The organism is Sorangium aterium (assembly GCF_028368935.1).
Classification (GTDB): Bacteria; Myxococcota_A; Polyangia; order Polyangiales; family Polyangiaceae; genus Sorangium; species Sorangium atrum.
The window spans coordinates 284,428-302,868 of the sequence record NZ_JAQNDK010000005.1 but is presented as its reverse complement, the minus strand read 5'-3'; the positions used below and the strand labels follow the sequence as shown (position 1 = coordinate 302,868).

Below are 18,441 nucleotides of genomic sequence, written 5' to 3'. Positions count from 1 at the left end.
TCGTCGCGTGGCGCACGGCCGTGTGTGTCACTCCGACGCGACGGAAGCGGCCGCGCACGGGCTCGGGTCGGCGACGTACTCCGGCTCGGCAGAGGAGGTGTCTCCGGCCTGGACCTTCGCGAGCAGGTCCTTGACGTAGACGCGCTCCTCGCACACGTCGATGGGGAAGGCCAGCGGACCGAAGCGGCAGATCGGGTAGACGCGGGCGGCGCACAGATCGGCCCCCGTGAAGTCGATGTGCTCGCGGGTGAAGACGTAGCCGGCGTCCTTGTCCTCGATGGCGCGGAGCGTGGCGAGTCGACTCCCGCCGGCGACGCGATGGAGCATCGCCGATCCGTCTTCTGCAGCGGACACGAGCACGTTGCCATCCGGCGAGAACGCCAGTGCGGTCACCCGGCTCGTGTGCCCGTCCAGCGTCTCGAGCAGCGCGCCCGTGCTCGCTTCCCACAGCCGCACGGTATTGTCCGCAGCCCCCGAGGCGAGCCGCTTGCCGTCCGGCGAGAACGCCACCGCTGTCACCCCGCGGTCGTGCCCCTCCAGCGTCTTGAGCAGCGCGCCCGTGCTCGCTTCCCACAGCCGCACGGTAGCGTCCAGATCTCCCGAGGCGAGCCGCTTGCCGTCCGGCGAAAACGCCACCGCTGTCACCCCGTCGGCGTGCCCCTCCAGCGTCTTGAGCAGCGCGCCCGTGCTCGCTTCCCACAGCCGCACGGTCTTGTCCCAGGACCCCGCGGCGAGCCGCTTGCCGTCCGGCGAGAACGCCACCGCTGTCACCCCGCCGGCGTGCCCCTCCAGCGTCTTGAGCAGCGCGCCCGTGCTCGCTTCCCGCAGCTGCACGGTCGCATCCCAGGACCCCGCGGCGAGCCGCGCGCCATCCGGCGACAGCGCCACCGTGCTCACCAGGCTGGTGTGCCCCTTCAGGTCCTTGAGAAGAGCGCCCGTGCTCACGTCCCACAGCCGCACGGTATTGTCCAAGGCTCCCGATGTGAGCCGCTTGCCATCCGGCGACAACGTCACCGCCGTCACTCCATCTGTGTGCCCCTTCAGCATCTTGAGCAGCGCGCCCGTGCTCCCTTCCCACAGCCGCACCGTCCCATCATGAGATCCCGAGACGAGCCGCTTGCCATCCGGCGAAAGCATCATCGCCGTCACAGGGCTTGTGTGTCCCCTCAGGGTGGTGAGCAAAACTCCCGTGCTCCCTTCCCACAGCCGCACGCTCTTGTCCCCGGACCCCGAGGCGAGCCGCTTGCCGTCCGGCGAGAACGCCACCGCTGTCACCCCATCGGTGTGCCCCTCCAGCGTCTTCTGCAGCGCGCCCGTGCTCGCTTCCCACAGCCGCACGGTATTGTCCGTGGCCCCCGAGGCGAGCCGCTTGCCGTCCGGCGAAAACGCCACCGTGAGCAGCCGGCGGGGGTGCCCGCTCAACGTGGCGAGCAGCGCGCCCGTGCTCGCTTCCCGCAGCCGCACGGTATTGTCCGTAGCCCCGGAGGCGAGCCGCTTGCCGTCCGGCGAGAACGCCACCGCTATCACCCCACCGGTGTGCCCCTCCAGCGTCTTGAGCAGCGCTCCTCTGCTCCCTTCCCACAGCTGCACGACCCCGCTGCTGGACCCCGACGCGAGCCGCTTGCCGTCCGGCGAGAACGCCACCGCTGTCACCCCACGCCCCTGCAGGGTCCTGAGCAGCGCTCCCGTGCTCCCTTCCCACAGCCGCACGGTCCCATCGTCAGACGCCGAGGCGAGCCGCTTGCCGTCCGGCGAGAACGCCACCGCTGTCACCCCGCCGGTGTGCCCCTCCAGGGTCTTGAGCAGCGCTCCCGTGCTCCCTTCCCACAGCTGCACGACCCCGCTCCTGGCCCCCGAGGCGAGCTGCTTGCCGTCCGGAGAAAACGCCACCGCATTCACCAGCATGGAGTGCGCCCGCAGGCGAGCTCGCTCCCTCCGAGTCGTGGTATCGACGATCGAAATCTCACCTCCGTGAGCAACGGCCAGACGCGTCCCATCGGGCGACCAGGCAACCGAGGCGACAGGTCCTGAGAATCCATCGGGCACTTCCAGCGAAAGCGCCTCCCCCGTCGCCTTCTCCAGGTCCACCATCGCCCGATCGAACAGCCGCTGCGCCATGGGCCGATCCCCTACCCTCCTCGCGCACTCCCCCGCGGCAACCAGCGCCTGCCCGTTGGGTCGCCACGCCTGCCACGCGGCGACGAACTTCTCCATCGCGCCTCGCAGCGACGCCTCATCGCCCTTTGCGTACAGCCTGTCGGCCTCTCCGTACAGCCGGCGCATCGCCGCCTTGGCCTTGTCCGTATCGGCAAAGCTCCTGTCGAGCCGCGCGCTCTTCTCCATCGCCGCCGTCGCCGCCTTCCTGGCGTCCTCCGGCGCCGGCCTCACCGCCTCGATCTCCTGCGCCACCCGCCGCGCCTCGGCGTAACGCCCCAGCTCCGCCAGCGTCTCGACCTCCGCTGCCCACGTCGCCGCGGCCGTCGCAGGGCACAGCCGGTTCGCCTTTCCGATGACACGTACCGTCCGATCCAGCCGGCCCTTGCCGAGCAGCGTGGGCACGAGCTTGCGCAGCTCCCCGGCTGACTGGCATGGATCTGGCGGCATCGGTGGTGGCGGACGCTGCGCCGTCCCGGCCGCGGACGGCTCTACCGGCTGCGGCGGTGCAGATCCGGAGCAGGCGAGGAGCAGCACCAGCAGGCCGAACGGCAACCAGAAGCTCGGACGCAACGCACGCTGCATCGCGCCAAGCTATCACCGCGGCATCAGCATGTGCGCACTCCTGGGCTGCGGCGGCGATGTTGACCCAGCTCGGGCAGCTCGCCAAGGCACGGTGACCTTCGCGCTCGCACGCCGGACCGTGCGGACAGGCTCGCGTGCACCGAGACCGCGGAGAGCGGCTCGTGGTTGGATCCTGGCGGTCCGAGAGAGCGCGGCGACCGTGTCGCGTCGACGAGGATCCGGTCCCTGTTTCTAGTCCTCCCGGAGCATGGGCCTGTAGCTCAGGGAAGCGTCACCGCGGCTCCCGGTCTAAAGTGTTACCAGGGCTCCCGGTCGTTCACACCTGCGCGCCCTCGGCGCCCTCCTGCGCAGCCCCGGCGGTCCTGCTGCGCGGTCCCGTCAGCCCTCCTGCGCAGCCCCCGCGACCTCCTGCGCGATCCCGCCGACCCTCCTGCGCGCCCTCGGCGCCCTCCTGCGCAGCCCCGGCGGTCCTGCTGCGCGGTCCCGGCGACCCTCCTGCGCGCCCTCGGCGCCCTCCTGCGCAGCCCCCGCGACCCTCCTGCGCACCCCTCTTGGTGTCCTATCGCACGATCGCGTGGCTCCTGCGCAGCCCCCGCGACCCTCCTGCGTACCCATTGATGTGTCCCATCGTACGATCGCGTGGCTCCTGCGCAGCCCCGCGACCCTCCTGCGCACCCATTTTGGTGTCCTATCGTACGATTGCCTGATTCCTGTGCAGCCCCAGCGCCCCTCTGCGCGCCCAGTTTGTGCCCCGCGTTACCATGGCTCGACGCCTGCGCCCGGCCGTCGCCGCTGCCGCGCAGCCTCGGCGTCCACTTGCGCGGCGCCTCTGTCTCCTTGCGACCTTGCGACAAAAGCGTCGGTATCGTGCTCTCCCGTGACCCGATGCCTTGGCGCCGACCGATTCCCTCATTGAGCGACCGCGCCTCTGCTCGGAGGGGCGCTGACCTCGATAAGGAGACATCTCATCGCCATGGCAACGAAGGCACCCACCGCCGCTTCATCCAGGACCAAGAACACCAAGAACACACGCGCTTCGAGCGACGCCGGAGGCGCGCACCGCTCGTCGGGCGGTGCGCCCGAGTTCACGCTGAGCGCCGAGCGAGAGGCCGAGCTGCTCCGAGAGGCCGAGTCGCTGGGCGATAACGCCTCCCTGTTTCCAGGCAAGCTCGCTCGACGCGTCATCTGGGCGAGCCGCATTCAGCTCGCTGCCGAGCGCGACGCGGCGGATCTCGTGCTCACCCCGTTCGCCGAGGGCGAGCCCCCGCTCACGGGCGAGGAGATCAGCGGGCTTCGTGAGAAGATCGAGCTCCTCCGCGTCGTGCAATCGCGCTGGCAAGCGGCGCAGCAGCGCCAGGAGCGGGCCTCGGCGGCCTTCCAGAAGCCGGCCGCCGAGGCCGTCCAGATCAAGCAATCGCTCCTCCGCTTCTTCGATCTCCGCTTCAAGAAGAGCCCCGAAGGGCAAAAGCGGCTCATGGCGATCCGGGCAGGCAGCGGTGACCCCGATCTGGTCCAGGACACCTCCGATCTCCTCTTGCTCTGCTCCGAGCACGCGGAGGCCGTTCAAAAGGCGCCTCGCGGCGAGGCCGCCGCGGCGGACCGCCTCCGCGAGCTCTCGCCGCTGCTCGCGCGCATGCTCGCCGACAAGACGCTCTCTCTCGAGGCGGTGCGCTCGCGCAAGCTCCGCGACGCCGTGTACACCCTCGTCGTGAACGCCGAGCGGAGGCTGCGCGCCGCCGCGGAGTACTGGTATGCGGGCACCGACAAGATGAAGGACTATGCGCCGTTCCCAGCCTCCCGCGGCGCCTACGGCGGAGGAGGAGCGGAGGGGGAGGATGGCGGCGAGTCGGAGGAGGCCGAGCCGGAAGACGGCGAGTCGGAGGAGGGCGAGTCGGGTGACGACGAGGCGGGCGATGACGGGGAATCGCCCTGAGCTCGGGGTTCACGGATCCCTGAGGGACGACCCCGAGCCCGCCCGACGTCCGACCGACCAGCGCCGGTCCCGGAGAGCTCCCGGCAGCTGACTCACCTCGGGCGCCGTGAGGACCTGCGGCGCCCGAGTCTCCGCCCAGCGTCGGTAGCTCTGATCGATCGTCCGGCAATGCAGGAGACGCCGTCTCTTGGTGCAATCAGCATCGGCTCACCAACGGCGCGCGCATCGATTCGAGCGCCAACGTCCCCGCGGTGTCCCGGCGACACGCGACGCTGGAGACAACATGCACGAGGGAGCCGCGTCAGCGCTCGGCCAACGTGTCGTCGAGCGGGGGCACCGCATCAGCGCTCGGTCAGCGCGTCGTCGAGCGTAGGCGCGGTGATCACGCGCTCGGTCCAGCCTTCGATCTGCGCGGCATCCGCGGCGCCGATGCGCGCCTCGATCGGCTCCGGCAGCTCGCCGAAGCGCAGCCGGAGCTGCTTCAGCAACGTGCTCCGCTGCCCTTCGAGCCGGCCCTCTCGCTCGCCCGCCAGCCGGCCCTCTCGCTCGCCCGCCAGCCGGCCCTCTCGCTCGCCCGCCAGCCGGCCCTCTCGCTCGCCCGCCAGCCGGCCCTCCCGGCGCCCCTCTTCGCGAAGGTAATCTGCGATGGTCACGATCTCCTCCTTGGCCTCCGGTCCCGCTGCCGCGAGCAGCGCCTTCAGCACTTTCTCGGGGTCGCGCAGGTCGGCGATGCTGAACATATAATGCCACAAGCGCGCGAGCGCAGCCCCTCCGCTGGGCGCCCGACGCACCTCCTCGAGTACGTCGCGCCACGCCGGCAGGAGCTTCACCAGCTCGTCGAAGTCGCTCGAATGCCGGAAGCACCACAGCACCACCCGCCCCAGCGCCGTCATCGCCCGCGCTCGCAGCGCCTCGTCCGTCTCGTGGCTGATGTCGTCCAGCACGAAACAGAACTGCGGCACATGCTCGGCCATCTGCGCCAGCGTTTCCGGCGGCACATCCAGCAGATCCTGAAACGAAACCGGCGCGTTCCAGGCAATCGCGCCGTGAACCAGCACCACCGGCAGGATCCCCGGGAGGAGCGTCGCCTTGGGGTGACGCTCCAGGTAGCCCTGCCAGATCCGCACCATGTACGCGAGCAGCCGGGACGCCATCAGCGGGTGCATCGTGCTCTGGTGCTCGAAGAGCACGTAGATGAACCGCGACCCTTGCTCCAGCCTCGCGGTGAAGAGCAGGTCGCTGTGGCTCGCCACGAGCGCTTCGTCGATGAAGCTGCCAGGTTGCAGCGTCAGCGACCCGAAGTCGATCTGGGCCGCAAGCGCCGCCGGCAGCGCCTCGCGCAGCGCCCCGGCCGCGTGCTCCGGCTGGCTGAACGTGGACTTGAACAGGGCGTCGTGAGGGGTCGGCGTCATCGAGACTCACTCCCCGCCCGCGCTCTCCGTGCCGGCGAGCTCGCCGATCTCGCGCATCGCCGCCTCGTCACGGCGGATGGCCATCGCGTAAGCCCGGAGCTCCGCGTTCTCGAGGAACGCACGGCAGACCTCCGACGCGTCCAGCTCGCTGGCCCTCAGGCCGACGAGCGCGATCCACCACGCGACGACCTCCGGCTCACGCTCCGCGAGGACCCCGTCCCACGCGTCCTCGGTGAGCAGGAACTGCCGCTCGATCAGCAGCTCTGCGAGCAAGCGCTTCCCCTGCGCCGCGTCGTCGAGGATCCCCGCCATCTTGGGGTCCCCATCACGGAGGCGCGCGAGCGCCTTCGCCGCGCGCCACGCCATCGCCCGCACCCAGGTTCGCTGCTGCGGGCCCATCGCCTCCGCGGAGCAGAGCGCCGCAAGCGCTTCCGTCGTGTCGCTGGCAGCGCCGCCGATCTCCGCGAGGATCGTGTTCGTGTCGTCCGCCAGTTCGCGGAGCTGCGCCTCGAGCTTCGCGCTCTCCTCGCGCAGCTGCTCGGCGAGCGCAGGACCTCGATCGCCGAAGACCGCCGAGAGGTCGGCGCTGAGCGCGGCCGGCTCGATATGGATCCGAAGGCGCCGTCCCGTCATCGTCGCGTCAAGGAAAAGGGCGCCGCACCACGATGCCGTAGGGTGCGGCGTCTCCAGCGGCTTGCACAACGCGCTGAGCGGCCCGCGCGCAGGAGGCGGCACCGCGACCCACGTCGACGCGAGGATCCCGATGAACTCCTCCGGTGAGATGCGCGGGCCCTCCGGCGCGAGGCACGCGAGCCGGCACGCCTCACGCAGGCCGCGCCCTGCGTTGAGCCAGGCGATCACCAGACGGACGGCATCGGACGAGGCCTGCGACCTGGACTCGGCGAACGCACGCAGCGCACGCTGCCATTCCTTCGCGGCGTCCTCGCCCGGGAACACGCGCAGCACGGCCTCGTACCGCTCGCCCGCCTCGCCGAGGAACACCCGCTTGAACGCACCGAACAACGCGCCGGCAGCGTAGCGAGCACGCAAGCGCTCGATCAGCCGCGGCGCATCGACGCGCACGGGCAGCGGCAGCTCGCGGCCGAGGAGGGGCGCCGAAAGCCGCCTGGCTTGCTCGACCTGCCCGCGATCGATCTCGCCCCACACCATCGCGTGCTGGGGAAAGCGCTCTTCAATGAGCATCGCCGCCGCGAGCACGGCGAAATGGTACGGGTACCCCCGCGTCCTGCCGCTGAAGACGCGCACGGGGCCGCTGGTGTCGCCCCTGTCCGGCATGGCGGCGGTGACCACGATATCGCCGTCGGGGCATTCACCCAGTTGCGCCGCATACCGGCCGAGATCGCGGTAGAACACCTGGCCCTCGGCCGTCTGCAGGCTGTCGCGATCGCCGACCACATGCCAGCGCGCCCGCTTGGGGTCGTCGACATCACGGCCGAGCGAGCGCATGTACATCGGCACGCGAACACGCACACCCTCGATCGCGCGCCAGCCCCAACCCAGGAGGCGCGGCTGCCACGCCGAAACGAGCGCGAGCGTCTCCTCGTAAGTGGCTGCCCACTCGGCCTCGTCGATGCCTCGCGGATCGATGTCGAGAATCACGTGCACGCCCATGGGTCGATCCTCCTGGCCGACGTGTGCAGCCGGCCGTCGTGATGGGGCAAGCGCCTCCGCGGCGCGGAAGGACAAACGTCGGCCTTGCGCCGCCGAACACGGGCTCGGCGGCGCGCCGTCTCCGAGGCCGATTCGCTAGCAAGTCACAGATGGATTGACCATGAAAAAGAAATCTATTTTTGGATGCGATTCATGAGATGACATCGAACGGTGTCGCGCAATTACGGCGAGGCAAACCATCTCATCTCTCAATCGTCTTTCGCGCACGCCAGTGCTGCCAACCCAACCTGGTTCGGGTCGCCTCGGAGCGGTTCGCCTCGGGCCCAGATCGCCCGCTCCGCTCAGCCCTGGTCACGCCCGCCTCACCTGCCGTATCCTCCTCCCAGGTGCAGACCCTCCACATCTCCCGCCTCTCCGAGCTCATGGCCCTCCTCGAAGCCGCGCCCGGCTCGCGGTTCTGCTACCGGGGCCACGCGAGCGCCGCGTGGAGCCTGGTGCCGACGCTCTACCGCGACGTGGAGCGCACCTCGCCCCGCTTTCGCCCGTCGACGGCGAGTGGCTCGGCCCGCGCGAGCGCGACATCGCGCGCCGCTTTCGGCTGGCGGCGCGCGGCGAGCCGGACGTCCTCGCCGACGAGTGGCGCGCCCTGTGCCTCGCCCAGCACCACGGCGTACCGACCCGCCTTCTCGACTGGACCTATAACCCCTCGTCGCGGCGTTCTTCGCGCTCTCGGAGCGCTCGCCCGACGACGCGGCCATCTATCGACTCAACCTCTCGGACTACCCCTTTCCCGCGGCGCTCGGCCGGCGCCTCCCGGAAGGCGCCTTCCGGATCGAGAACCTCCGCTCCTTCCTCGGCGGCAGGACACCGCCCTTCTTCACGCCCGTGTCGAGCATCCTGCCCCGCGAGGACGCCACGGCCGCGCCGCCCGCCGTCGACTCCGCGCTCGTCGTGTTCCGGGCCCCGCTCGACGTGGCCCGCATCGAGCGGCAACAGGGGATCTTCTCGGTCTATCTATCGAGGAACGACCACGATTTCGCGCTCGATCACCTGGCGCCCATCCTCGGCGCGGAGGCGTCGGCCGGGCGAGAGCTGCTCACCAAGGTGATCATCCCCAGGGCAGCGGCAGACGGCATCCGCAGGCAGCTCGCGAGCCAGGGAATGACGGCGAGCGTGCTCTTCCCCGACCTGACCGGGGTCGGCCTGGAGCTCAGGGCGAAGCTGCGAGACGAGCTCGAAGAGGAGCTGCAGGACCGGCGACGCCGGCGGGTCGAATGAGCCCTCACCCGCCGAAAGGCCGCGTCGTCGCGAACTCCGCCGGCCGCAGCACCACGCCGCCGCCGAGCGCGTCGACCACGCGCACCCCGGTCGGATGGAAGCCGATCGCCACAAGCCCGGGCGCGCCCTCGGGCTGCGCGTGGTACCGCTTCCAGACCGGCACCCCCGCGCCGTGCCGGCGCAGCACCTCGCGCTCGGTCACGAGCCACGGCACCCCGTCCTCGTCGAGGCCCATCGCCACCGGGCGGCCGCCGCCCTCCGACGCCTCCATCGCGGCGCCGCTCTGATCGAAGCGCATGACCACCCCGGCGCCCGCGGCCCACGCCGCGCCGTCGGCGCCGGCGACGGCCACCTCCAGCGGCGGCGCGTCGGTCATGCCCGTCGCGAACACCTGCGCCTTGCCATCGTAGCCGAGCCACATCGCCCGTCCGCGCTTGCCCCGGTAACCGCCAGCCACGAAGAAGCCGAGCGGCCCCGATGCGACGGCGTGGACCTCGCCCTTGAGCAGCAACAGCAACGGGTCGCTCCAGCGCTCGCCGTCCTGCGACAACCACAGCTCCGGGCCGCCTTCGCCGTCGTCGGTCTCCGCCGTCACGACGCCGAACGTGCGGCCGTCGCCCAGCACGGCGACGATGGGCCCGACCGCGCCCCCACCCGCGCGACGCGGCAGGGGCATGAGCGCGAAATCGGCGTCGCGAAACAGGGTGCCGCGGAACAGGAGCACGTGCGCCGGGCCGACCAGCGCGACGCCGCCACCCGGCCCGCGCGCGAGCCACCTCGTCGCGGCCAGGGATGGGAGCACCTCCTCCGGCACCTCCACCTCGAACAGCTGCGGCTCCCGCTGAGAAAAGCAGTAGAGGCCGCCGCCGCTGCACGCGAAGGCGAAGGTCCCCGGCGTGAAGACGACCTCGCCCGGCGCGAGGAGCAGCGCGCGACCACCGGGGATCGACGACGGCGGAACCACCTCCACGGCGGCGTGCGCGCCCTCGTCCGACGCGACCATCCGGGTCCGCCGGAATTGCGTCACCGGCCGCTGCCCCTTGCTCTCGCGCTCGATCCACCGCGCCGCCACGGCCTCGAGCGGCGACAAGACCGCCGCGGCGAGCTCGTCCACGCTCGCATACCGCGCCGGCGCATCGCCGAACACCGACGCACCGAAGAGCTGGCGCGCGCGCCGCTCGTAGAAGCTCGCGCCCTCCCGATCCCAGGTCCCCGGCGGCAGCTTCGGCGACGCGCCCGGTCGAGCGCCTCGAGCAGGTCACCATCCGCGAGGAAGCCCCGGTGCAGCCGCCGCGACGTGCGCAAGCTGCGGCGCTCGCCGGCGTTCCAGGCCGGCTCCGAGCGGCACCACTCCTCGCCGGCGATCACGAAGAAGATCGTCGCGGCGAGCGCGTGAACGTCGCTCCACGGTCCGACCAACGGGTTCTGGTGGCTCGGCCGCAGCGCCGAGAGGCTCTGCTCGGGCGCGCCGTAACCTGGCGTCATCGCCTGCACCGTGGCGAGCCGCAGCCCCTCGACCCGCGCGATGCCGCAGTCGGCGATCTTCGGGGTCTCGACGTCCACGGGGCCAGCTACGAAGACGTTGTTGGGCTTCAGGTCGCGGTGGATGACGCCGAGTCGGTGCAGCACGCGTACACCCTCGATCATCCCGCGCGCCAGCCGGTGAACCCGCACCGGGTCGACGCCACCCTCCCCGGCGAGCTCGATCCGCTCGGCCAGCGTCGTCCCAGCGTTCGATCCTTCGACGTGCTCGAGTGCGATCCAGGGCAAGGAGAGCGCCGAATCGTTCTCGAGCTGAACGAGCGCGCTGCCGCTGCCGTAAAGGCCGATGACGAACTCGCTCGGTGGACGCAGGTTTTTCACCCGCACGAGGGCCTCGATCTCGCGGAGGGCGACGTCCATGCTGCTCATCCCGAGCTGAGCGAGCCCGTGCTCCGTCTCGGGTTTGACGATCTTCACGGCAAGGAGCGTCGGCGCGATGTCGGAGAGGAGACTCGATGCAACCGTCGGATCCCGCTCGGCAAGGAACACCGCCGACATGCCGCCCGCGCCGATCCACCGTAACAGGCGCAGCCCAGAGGGCGCGCCGGTGCGAGCGTCGGCGAGCACGGGCCGGCCCTGGGCGAGATCGCGGAGGTCCGGCGCGCTGCTCCGCGGGGACGAGCGTCATGGGGCACGATGCTACGCGGAATGGACCGCAAGCGGGAGCCCGGCCGAGTAAAGGGTGCTGCCTCCGCAACGACCTTGTCGTCCGCAGGAGCTCGCGGAAGCGCCGCGCGCGAACCCTTGCGGTTCAGCTGCATCGAGGTGGCAATTGCCCGAGCAGCCCGGAGCCGCGCGAGTGCTCAGGGTCCTATCGACCCCTCCTTCATGGCAGCCAACCTCGCTCGATACTCCGGCGGACCCATCGAGGAGGCGGCAACCCAATCGAAGCGCGGGAGCGCCCGCGCTGGGGCCGCGATCAGTTGATGGTGAAGGACTTGCTGACGGAGATCGGGCCCCCGCCGAAGGCAGGCACCCGCGCGCCGCGGAACAGCCTGGCGACGCATCCGCCGACGCTGGTCCCGGCGAACGGCGCCCCCTGGACTTCAGCCGACGTGACGCTGCCGCTCGGCGCGAAGGTGACCTTGACCCTCCCGGTCCCGGTCGGTCCGCCGGCCTTCTTGCAGCTCTTCGCAGAGCCAGCGGCGGCGCCGAGCGCCGAGCTCGCGGCGCCACGGTTGAACTCGGCGCCTCCGGACGCCGCCGGCTCCGGCTTCGGTGCCGCCGGCTTCTCTGCCGCGGCAGCGGGCGCGGACGCCGGCTTCTCCGCCGCGGCGGCGGGCGCGGACGCCGGCTTCTCCGCCGCGGCGGCAGCAGGCGTCGCGGCGCTCGGCGCCTCGGCGCTGGCGGTGGGCTCCGCGGACGGCGCCGCCGTCTCCGCCGTGGACGGCGTTGCGGCCGCAGCGGTCTCGGCGGGCGTCGGCGTCGGCGCAGGGCTCGGCACCTCGGCGGGGGCGGTGTTCGCCTGCTCCGGCGTGGCCGTCGACGTCTCCGGCTTCGGCGACTGCATGAAGAAGAAGGCGACGCCGCCGATCAGCACGACCGCGGCGACCGCGGCCGCGATGAGACCGGTGCGGCCCTTCTTGGGCGAGGCCTCCGGCGCCGTGAGCGGAGAGAGCGACGAGAGCGACGCGGGCGGCACCGACGCCTTGGACGGAAACGGCATCGAGGGAGGCGGCCGCGAGTCCGTCACCGGCGCGAGCAACGGCGGCGGCGCGAGCATCGGCGCGGAGGCGATGGGGCCGCCGCCGAGGTTCAGCAGATCGTCGTAGCCGGCTCGACCGTTGTTCTTCGAGGGGCGGTTCGAGGGACGCCGGCCCGCCGGGAGCTCGTCTTCATCCTTCTGCTTGGCCGCAGCGTTCTCGGTCGCGGTGAGCGCCGAGAGCGAGAAGAGGACCGAGTTCTCGTTGCGCTCGCCCACCTGGCGATCGAGGCCCGGCGGCGGGGCGGACGCGCCGGGGTCCTCGGCGCGCTCCGCGGCGCTGAAGACGTCGACCGCGGCCCCCCGGGCCGCGCGACGCGCAGCCGCTGGCGCCGGTGCGCCGCCTGGGGCCGGCGCCGCGGCCGCTGGATTCGCTGACGCCGCGGCCGCTGGATTCGCCGGCGCCGCAGCTTCCGGGGCCTTCGCCGATGCGACGGCTGCAGGCGCCGGGGTCGCGGCCCCCGCCTGGTTCAGGGCGCGCCGCGAGTCCTTCATGACCACGGTCCCCTCGGGCCCGAACCTGAGCCCAGCAGGCGCCGGAGCCGTGGGGACAGCCGCAGGCGCTGGAGCGGCGGCCGGCGCAGAGACCGCTGCGGGCGGAGGCGCCGCTGCGGCCGCAGGCGCAGCTGCAGCAGGGACGGCCGCCGCGGCAGGCGCAGCTGCAGCTGACACAGGCGTCGCGATCGCGGGCGCCGCGGCAGCTGGCGCCGCCGCGGCGACGGCTGCTGCGGGCGCGGGAGCCGCGTCTTCCCGCGAGGAGAAGCGCTCCTTGAGCTCCGGGACGCTGGCGATCGGCAGCCAGTCGCCCATCCCGTCCTTCCACACGTACGTGTCGTTGCTCAGGCCTCCGCGCGCGTACTCGGCCACGAGCTCGGCGGTCGTCATGGTCCGCTCGTCGCCCTCGGCGACGTTGACGGTCCACGTGTCGGGCGCCGCCGCCGGGGGCGCGCCGCCCGCGTCGGCCACGAGCTTCGCGTCGGCGTCATCCGACAGGTCGCCCTGCTGCTCCGCGGTCGCGTCCTGCGGCGCGGCCGGGGTAGCCTCATTCGCGCCGTGGACCACCATGGAGTGGTTGCACTTTTTGCATTTGATCTTGACCGTCTTGCCGGCGACTTTCTCGTCGGCAATCGTGTACTTGGCCTGGCACGACTCACACGTAATCTTCATGCGACTGTCGCCCTTCCCGTTCCGGCATGCGGGCATGGGTTCAACGACCACACACGCGCACGTTCACGCGGCCCGGTCGGTCGACGCAGAATAGCGGGACGGCGCGAGGCCGATCAAGGCGGCGACTTCTTTTATGATCGCGCCGGCGCAGCGCCGCCCGATGACGCAGCGCGCGTCCACGTCCCGCGCAGCCGCAGCGCGCAGTGTGGCGCGATCAATTGAGCAGGAGCAGCTGCGTGCCGTCTTTCCCGCAGAACATCGCCTCGCTCGGATAGCGGTCGCCGCAGGTTGGGCAGATCTTTCCACGAGCCCGCAGCGTCCGCCGGACCGGCGCCGCGGCTGACCCTGCGACGCCCGCGAGCGAGGCCTCCGAGGGCGCCGGGGTTCCCTCGGCGCCTGCGCTGTCGTGCTCGCCGGCGGCACCGGCCATGGAGGCCGGGCCTTCCACCTCGCCTCCTGTCCGCCGTCGGCCTCGGCGGAGCAGGATCAACCCGGCAAATCCGAGGCAGGCCGCGACCCCACCCACGATGGCGACGAACAGGTTCTTGCGCTGGCGTCCCAGGTCCTCGCCCGAGGTCGTGCGCCCGCCGATGGTGCCGGCCGCGATCACCACGACGGCGGCCTGCTCGCTCTCGCCCGCCTCGTTGAGCCCGCTCGTCGCGAGGAGCGCGTCGTAACGATCGGGGCTCGTCACCTCGATCGCGACGGTCACCCCCTTTCCGGCGACGGACGCGACGAGGCCGAGCGCCCCCTCGCCCGCGCCGGCGCCGAGCGAGAGGGCGCCTGTCGCGTCGACCGTCGCGGCGGACGCGAGCGGCCCCGGCGCGATCGACCACGTGGGCCTCGTCGGGAGCGCGCACCCCGCATCCATGACCAGCGCGCGGAACTGAGAGCGTTCGCCCGGCCGCATGAGCTTGCGCGACGGCGTGACCTCGAGGCGCGCCGGCTCGCCGGGGGCGTCGCAGGTGCGCGAGGCCGCGGGCTTCTTCTCGGCTGCGGCGGGCGCCGCGGACACCGCCGGCGGCGGAGCGCTCGCCACCGGCGGCGGGGCGCTCGCCGCGGGGGGCGCCTCGCCCTCGCGCCGGACGAGCGTGTAGGCCCGCGTCCTCGTCACGGACGCGCTGCAGGTCGTGTCCTGGATGATGAACTGGTACTGCCCCGTCTCCACCATGTTGATGCTGGCGTCGGTCGCCTGCGTCGTGGTGGTGACCACGGCCCGGCGGGGGTCGCTGGCCGGCGTCGTGCAGCGGGTCTGCCAGGAGCGCGCGTTGCCAGAGGCCGAGTGCTTGCTCCGCGCGAGCCCGGGCATCTGCTCCCAGCACTCGGCGGTGCTCCACGACCGTCCGGCGCCCGAGATCGAGAGCTCCGAGCCGTGCTGCTGGATCTGCACGGCGCCGCCCGGGGCGCCCTGCGGGCGCGGCCTGGGCCCGCACGCCTGCCCCCAGGCGGCGACCGACCACTGTTCCGTGAGGGCGCTCGCCGTCCAGGACCCGCTCAGCGTCGGCAGGTCCTGCGCGGCGCCCGCGCGGGGGATGACGACGGCGAGGACGATGGACGCGAGCGACGCGAGGCGAAGCGCGTCGAACAGGGCGGACGAGGCGAGCAGCGGGCGTCGCACAGCCGAACCGTAGCAGCGCCCGCGCGCGGGCGGCAGCCGGCAGGCTTGGAGCGCCGCCCGCGCGGCGCGGGATGCGCAGGATGCGCAGGATGCGCAGGATGCAACTGACGCCAGATGATCGCAGCGAACCGCGACGCAGCCTGCTCGCTCCGCCTAACGAGCGCCGCGTGACAAGCAACGCCCGGGCCCCCCGTACCCGAAACCAAGAGCCACACAAAATGCTCACGCCCCGAAAAAGGATCTAGACAGGCAAAGTAAAGACTCGTTATCTTTAAAAATGGTCCTGTGTGCGTTCTGCATCAAATCTCGTCAGGCACTCCCGCGTACCTGATCCGATCCTGTTCGTCCCTCGACCCCTGCGAAGGGTCGGAGAGGGCTGCTCAGCGTCGCCGTACGTCGCCGAACGCCCGGCGCCCCCCGCCGCGAGCCGCGAGCTGCGCACCGACCGTCGAGCTGGCGAGTGTTCTGGCGATCGAACTCGATGGGCCAAACTGCGCTCGTCGCCACGAACCGTGAACAGACGGCGAACAGACGGCGAACAGACCGCGAGAAGACGAAAAGCGTCACCGCACGACCCAAAATTGTCACCGTACAACTCGATAACTTTCTCCCGTCTACCACCAAAAAGACCTGGACACTTTCATCTCTGAGTTGCTAACTTGAATACTGTCACCTTGCGCATCCGCTTTCCGATCGAAGCAAAAGCACCCGCGTACTCGATCCGATCCTGATCAGCCCGCGGGGCTCATTCCGACCGGAGCCCGCGAAACCGACCTCGCCTGACCCGTGAGTCATGGTGCCTGCTATTCGGATGACGCTCCAGCAATGGTTCACCCGTGAGGACCTCAAGGAGCTACCCATGAAGCAGTTTGCAATCGCATCTTCTGCCGCGCTCGCCACGCTGTTCATCACCGCCACCAGCCTCGCCAACACCACCGCTCCGTCTCCCACGTGCACCGTGATCAAGCGGGGTGTCCTGGGCGACGTCTACAACGCCGAGATCTGGAGCCTCGCCCCGAGCTACCACGTCCCGACCCCGTTCGAGGTCAACACCGGGTACTCCAGCTCGGTCGGAGAGAAGCGCGCCCTGTTCCGCTTCGATCTGAGCTCCATCCCCGCCGGCTCTCTCGTCACGTCGGCCAATTTCTACGCGCTGACGTACACGAGCACCGCGAAGACCGTGTACGTCCACCAGGTGCTCGCCCCCTGGAGCGAGGAGCTCGTCACGTGGAACAGCTTCGGCGGCATGGACCCCGCCGCGTTCACCTCGTTCGTGCCCAACGTTACCGGGTGGAGCACGGTCGATCTCACCGGCATCGTGCAGGACTGGGTGAACGGGACGTCGCCGAGCTACGGGATCCTCCTCGAGGAGGGCGCCAGCGGAAAGACATCGTACAAGGGCAGCGCCCACACCGACATGGGCTACCGCCCTCTCCTCGAGGTCTGTTACACGGCGCCGAAGGGCTCGATCGGCGACAAGGTGTGGTTCGACGCGAACGCGGACGGCGTCGAGGACGCCTCCGAGCTCGGCATCTCCGGCGTCGTCGTCGACCTCTTCGGCGACGCCAACTGCGACGGCGTCGGCGACGGCGCCCTGCTCCAGACGGCCGTGACCGGCGCGAACGGCGTCTACCGCTTCACCGAGCTCGAGGCGGGCTGTTACGTCGTCGACGTCGACGACACGACGCTCCCGCTCGGCCACATCCTGACCAGCGACGACGAGCCGATCGGCGTGTCCCTCGACGCGGGTGAGAACGTGGCCAACGCCGACTTCGGCTACGTGACCTACTCGTCGATCGGCGACACGGTCTGGCTCGACAGCGACGCCGACGGGCTCTACGAGCCGGAGACCGGCGAGCTCGGCGTCAACGGCGTCCGTGTCGAGCTGTTCCAGGGGGCCCAGCTGATCGACTTCACCATCACCGGCACGAGCCCCTACACCGGCCAGCCCGGCTTCTACCTCTTCGACACGCTCCCGGCGGGCACCTACTCGGTGGTCATCACGCCCGACAACTTCATGACGAGCGGCCCGCTCGCCGGGCAGGAGCCGACGGCCGATCCCGATGGCGGGCTCGACAACGTGGGCGTGGTCTCGCTCGGCTGGGCACAAGACCTCCTCGACGCGGACTTCGGCTACCGGCTCTCCTGCGGCAACGGCGTCTGCAGCGGCGACGAGAGCTGTTCCAGCTGCGCTGTCGACTGCGGCGTCTGCCCGCCCCAGTGCGGCAACGGCACCTGCGAGATCGGCGAGGACTGCGGCAGCTGCAGCGCCGACTGCGACGTCTGCCCGCCGGTCTGCGGCGACGGCACCTGCAACGGCAGCGAGAGCTGCAGCACCTGCGCGGCCGACTGCGGCACCTGCCCGCCGGTCTGCGGCAACGGCACCTGCGAGGCCGGCGAGGACTGCGGCAGCTGCTCGGACGACTGCGGCGCCTGCCCCGCGGTCTGCGGCAACAACGTCTGCGAGAACGGTGAGGACTGCTCGAACTGCACCGGCGACTGCGGCGCTTGCCCCGCGGTCTGCGGCAACGACAGGTGCGAGGCCGGCGAGAACTGCCTCGAGTGCCCGAGCGACTGCGGCATCTGCCCGCCGGTCTGCGGCGACAAGGTCTGCGCGGTCGGTGAGACCTGCTCGAACTGCGCCGGCGACTGCGGCGCCTGCCCGCCGGTCTGCGGCGATGGGGTCTGCAAGGCGGGCGTCGAGAACTGCTCGAGCTGCGCCGCCGACTGCGGCGTCTGCAAGTGCTCTTCCCCCGGCACCGGCTCCCCCGGTTACTGGAAGAACCACCCGAACGCCTGGAAGATCACGAAGCTGACCATCGGCGGCAAGACGTACACGAAGTCCCAGCTGCTCGATATCATCAGCCGTCCGACGCGGGGCGACGTCACCTACATCATCGCGAAGCACCTCATCGTCGCCAAGCTCAACGTCGGTATCGGCAACCAGTCGAGCTGCATCGAGGACACCATCGCCAAGGCCGACGCCTGGCTCAAGAAGTACCCGCTCGGCAGCAACGTGAAGGACAACTGCAGCAGGAACGCGCCCTGGGCGACCGGCGAGCCCCTGGCCGAGAGACTCGACAAGTACAACAACGGCTTTCTCTGCGCCCCCCACCGTGACGACCTTGACTGCGAGGACAACCGCAACGATCGCGACCATGACCGCGGCTGCGGCCGCTGAGACATAGTGGCGAGCGCCCCCGGGCCAGCGCGCGCTCCAAGCGACCAGCCTGGAGAGCCGCCGACGCTGGCCAGCCTCCCCCTCCTCGCCTCGCCTCCCCTCCTCGCCTCCCCTCCTCCTTCCCGCCTTCCTCTGCCCTCCGCCTCCTCGCCGCGCCTGGCGGGGATGGCCACCCCGTACTCAGGACGGAACATTCCTCGACGCGCGTGGACACCCTATGCCCCCTTATGGGCGTGA

General features: G+C 71.0%; 11 protein-coding genes. 4 read left to right on the top strand and 7 right to left on the bottom strand.

Going from position 1 to position 18,441, the window contains the following annotated elements; all coding sequences use genetic code 11:
• Positions 1-27 precede the first annotated feature (27 nt).
• On the bottom strand, positions 28-2,739 hold the full coding sequence (locus POL72_RS39395; RefSeq protein WP_272102008.1) for a WD40 domain-containing protein: 2,712 nt from the start codon (positions 2,737-2,739) through the stop codon (positions 28-30).
• Between the two features lie 973 nt (positions 2,740-3,712).
• Between POL72_RS39395 and POL72_RS39390 the strand changes: the two genes are divergently transcribed.
• Entirely contained in the window at positions 3,713-4,672 is a 960-nt protein-coding gene (locus POL72_RS39390) for an ATPase (protein WP_272102007.1), read from the top strand.
• 341 nt (positions 4,673-5,013) lie between these two features.
• On the opposite strand, the gene POL72_RS39385 is transcribed toward POL72_RS39390, so the two are convergent.
• From POL72_RS39385 to POL72_RS39375, 3 genes are all read right to left on the bottom strand, one after another.
• Entirely contained in the window at positions 5,014-6,084 is a 1,071-nt protein-coding gene (locus POL72_RS39385; RefSeq protein WP_272102006.1) for an Rpn family recombination-promoting nuclease/putative transposase, read from the bottom strand.
• 6 nt (positions 6,085-6,090) lie between these two features.
• A complete protein-coding gene (locus POL72_RS39380; RefSeq protein ID WP_272102005.1) occupies positions 6,091-7,716 on the bottom strand; it encodes a hypothetical protein in 1,626 nt (541 codons plus the stop codon).
• 505 nt (positions 7,717-8,221) lie between these two features.
• Positions 8,222-8,383: a hypothetical protein gene (locus POL72_RS39375; RefSeq protein WP_272102922.1), complete on the bottom strand. Its 162-nt coding sequence runs from the start codon at positions 8,381-8,383 to the stop codon at positions 8,222-8,224.
• Between POL72_RS39375 and POL72_RS52000 the strand changes: the two genes are divergently transcribed.
• Together POL72_RS52000 and POL72_RS51995 are read left to right on the top strand one after the other, a co-directional pair.
• A complete protein-coding gene (locus POL72_RS52000; protein ID WP_272102904.1) occupies positions 8,315-8,824 on the top strand; it encodes an FRG domain-containing protein in 510 nt (169 codons plus the stop codon). The genes POL72_RS39375 and POL72_RS52000 overlap by 69 nt on opposite strands.
• On the top strand, positions 8,821-8,994 hold the full coding sequence (locus POL72_RS51995) for a hypothetical protein (protein WP_272102004.1): 174 nt from the start codon (positions 8,821-8,823) through the stop codon (positions 8,992-8,994). Before POL72_RS52000 ends, POL72_RS51995 begins: the two co-directional genes overlap by 4 nt.
• Positions 8,995-10,017: 1,023 nt before the next feature.
• Here POL72_RS51995 and POL72_RS39360 read toward each other — a convergent pair.
• From POL72_RS39360 to POL72_RS39350, 3 genes are all read right to left on the bottom strand, one after another.
• The gene (locus POL72_RS39360; RefSeq protein ID WP_272102003.1) at positions 10,018-11,034 is read right to left on the bottom strand and encodes a protein kinase domain-containing protein; all 1,017 of its coding nucleotides are present in this window, start codon (positions 11,032-11,034) and stop codon (positions 10,018-10,020) included.
• 421 nt (positions 11,035-11,455) lie between these two features.
• The gene (locus tag POL72_RS39355; protein ID WP_272102002.1) at positions 11,456-13,405 is read right to left on the bottom strand and encodes a zinc-ribbon domain-containing protein; all 1,950 of its coding nucleotides are present in this window, start codon (positions 13,403-13,405) and stop codon (positions 11,456-11,458) included.
• A 214-nt stretch (positions 13,406-13,619) separates the two neighbouring features.
• Positions 13,620-15,023 carry a hypothetical protein gene (locus tag POL72_RS39350; RefSeq protein ID WP_272102001.1) on the bottom strand — a complete coding sequence of 468 codons (1,404 nt, stop codon included), beginning with the start codon at positions 15,021-15,023 and terminating at the stop codon, positions 13,620-13,622.
• A gap of 859 nt (positions 15,024-15,882) precedes the next feature.
• Between POL72_RS39350 and POL72_RS39345 the strand changes: the two genes are divergently transcribed.
• Positions 15,883-18,204: an SdrD B-like domain-containing protein gene (locus POL72_RS39345; RefSeq protein ID WP_272102000.1), complete on the top strand. Its 2,322-nt coding sequence runs from the start codon at positions 15,883-15,885 to the stop codon at positions 18,202-18,204.
• Positions 18,205-18,441 lie beyond the last annotated feature (237 nt).

What these genes read in the sequence shown, in the direction of transcription:
- POL72_RS39395 (WP_272102008.1), bottom strand. Translation starts at nt 2,739, where the DNA reads ATGCAGCGTGCGTTGCGTCCGAGCTTCTGGTTGCCGTTCGGCCTGCTG.
- POL72_RS39390 (WP_272102007.1), top strand. Translation starts at nt 3,713, where the DNA reads ATGGCAACGAAGGCACCCACCGCCGCTTCATCCAGGACCAAGAACACC.
- POL72_RS39385 (WP_272102006.1), bottom strand. Translation starts at nt 6,084, where the DNA reads ATGACGCCGACCCCTCACGACGCCCTGTTCAAGTCCACGTTCAGCCAG.
- POL72_RS39380 (WP_272102005.1), bottom strand. Translation starts at nt 7,716, where the DNA reads ATGGGCGTGCACGTGATTCTCGACATCGATCCGCGAGGCATCGACGAG.
- POL72_RS39360 (WP_272102003.1), bottom strand. Translation starts at nt 11,034, where the DNA reads ATGTCGGCGGTGTTCCTTGCCGAGCGGGATCCGACGGTTGCATCGAGT.
- POL72_RS39355 (WP_272102002.1), bottom strand. Translation starts at nt 13,405, where the DNA reads ATGAAGATTACGTGTGAGTCGTGCCAGGCCAAGTACACGATTGCCGAC.
- POL72_RS39345 (WP_272102000.1), top strand. Translation starts at nt 15,883, where the DNA reads ATGAAGCAGTTTGCAATCGCATCTTCTGCCGCGCTCGCCACGCTGTTC.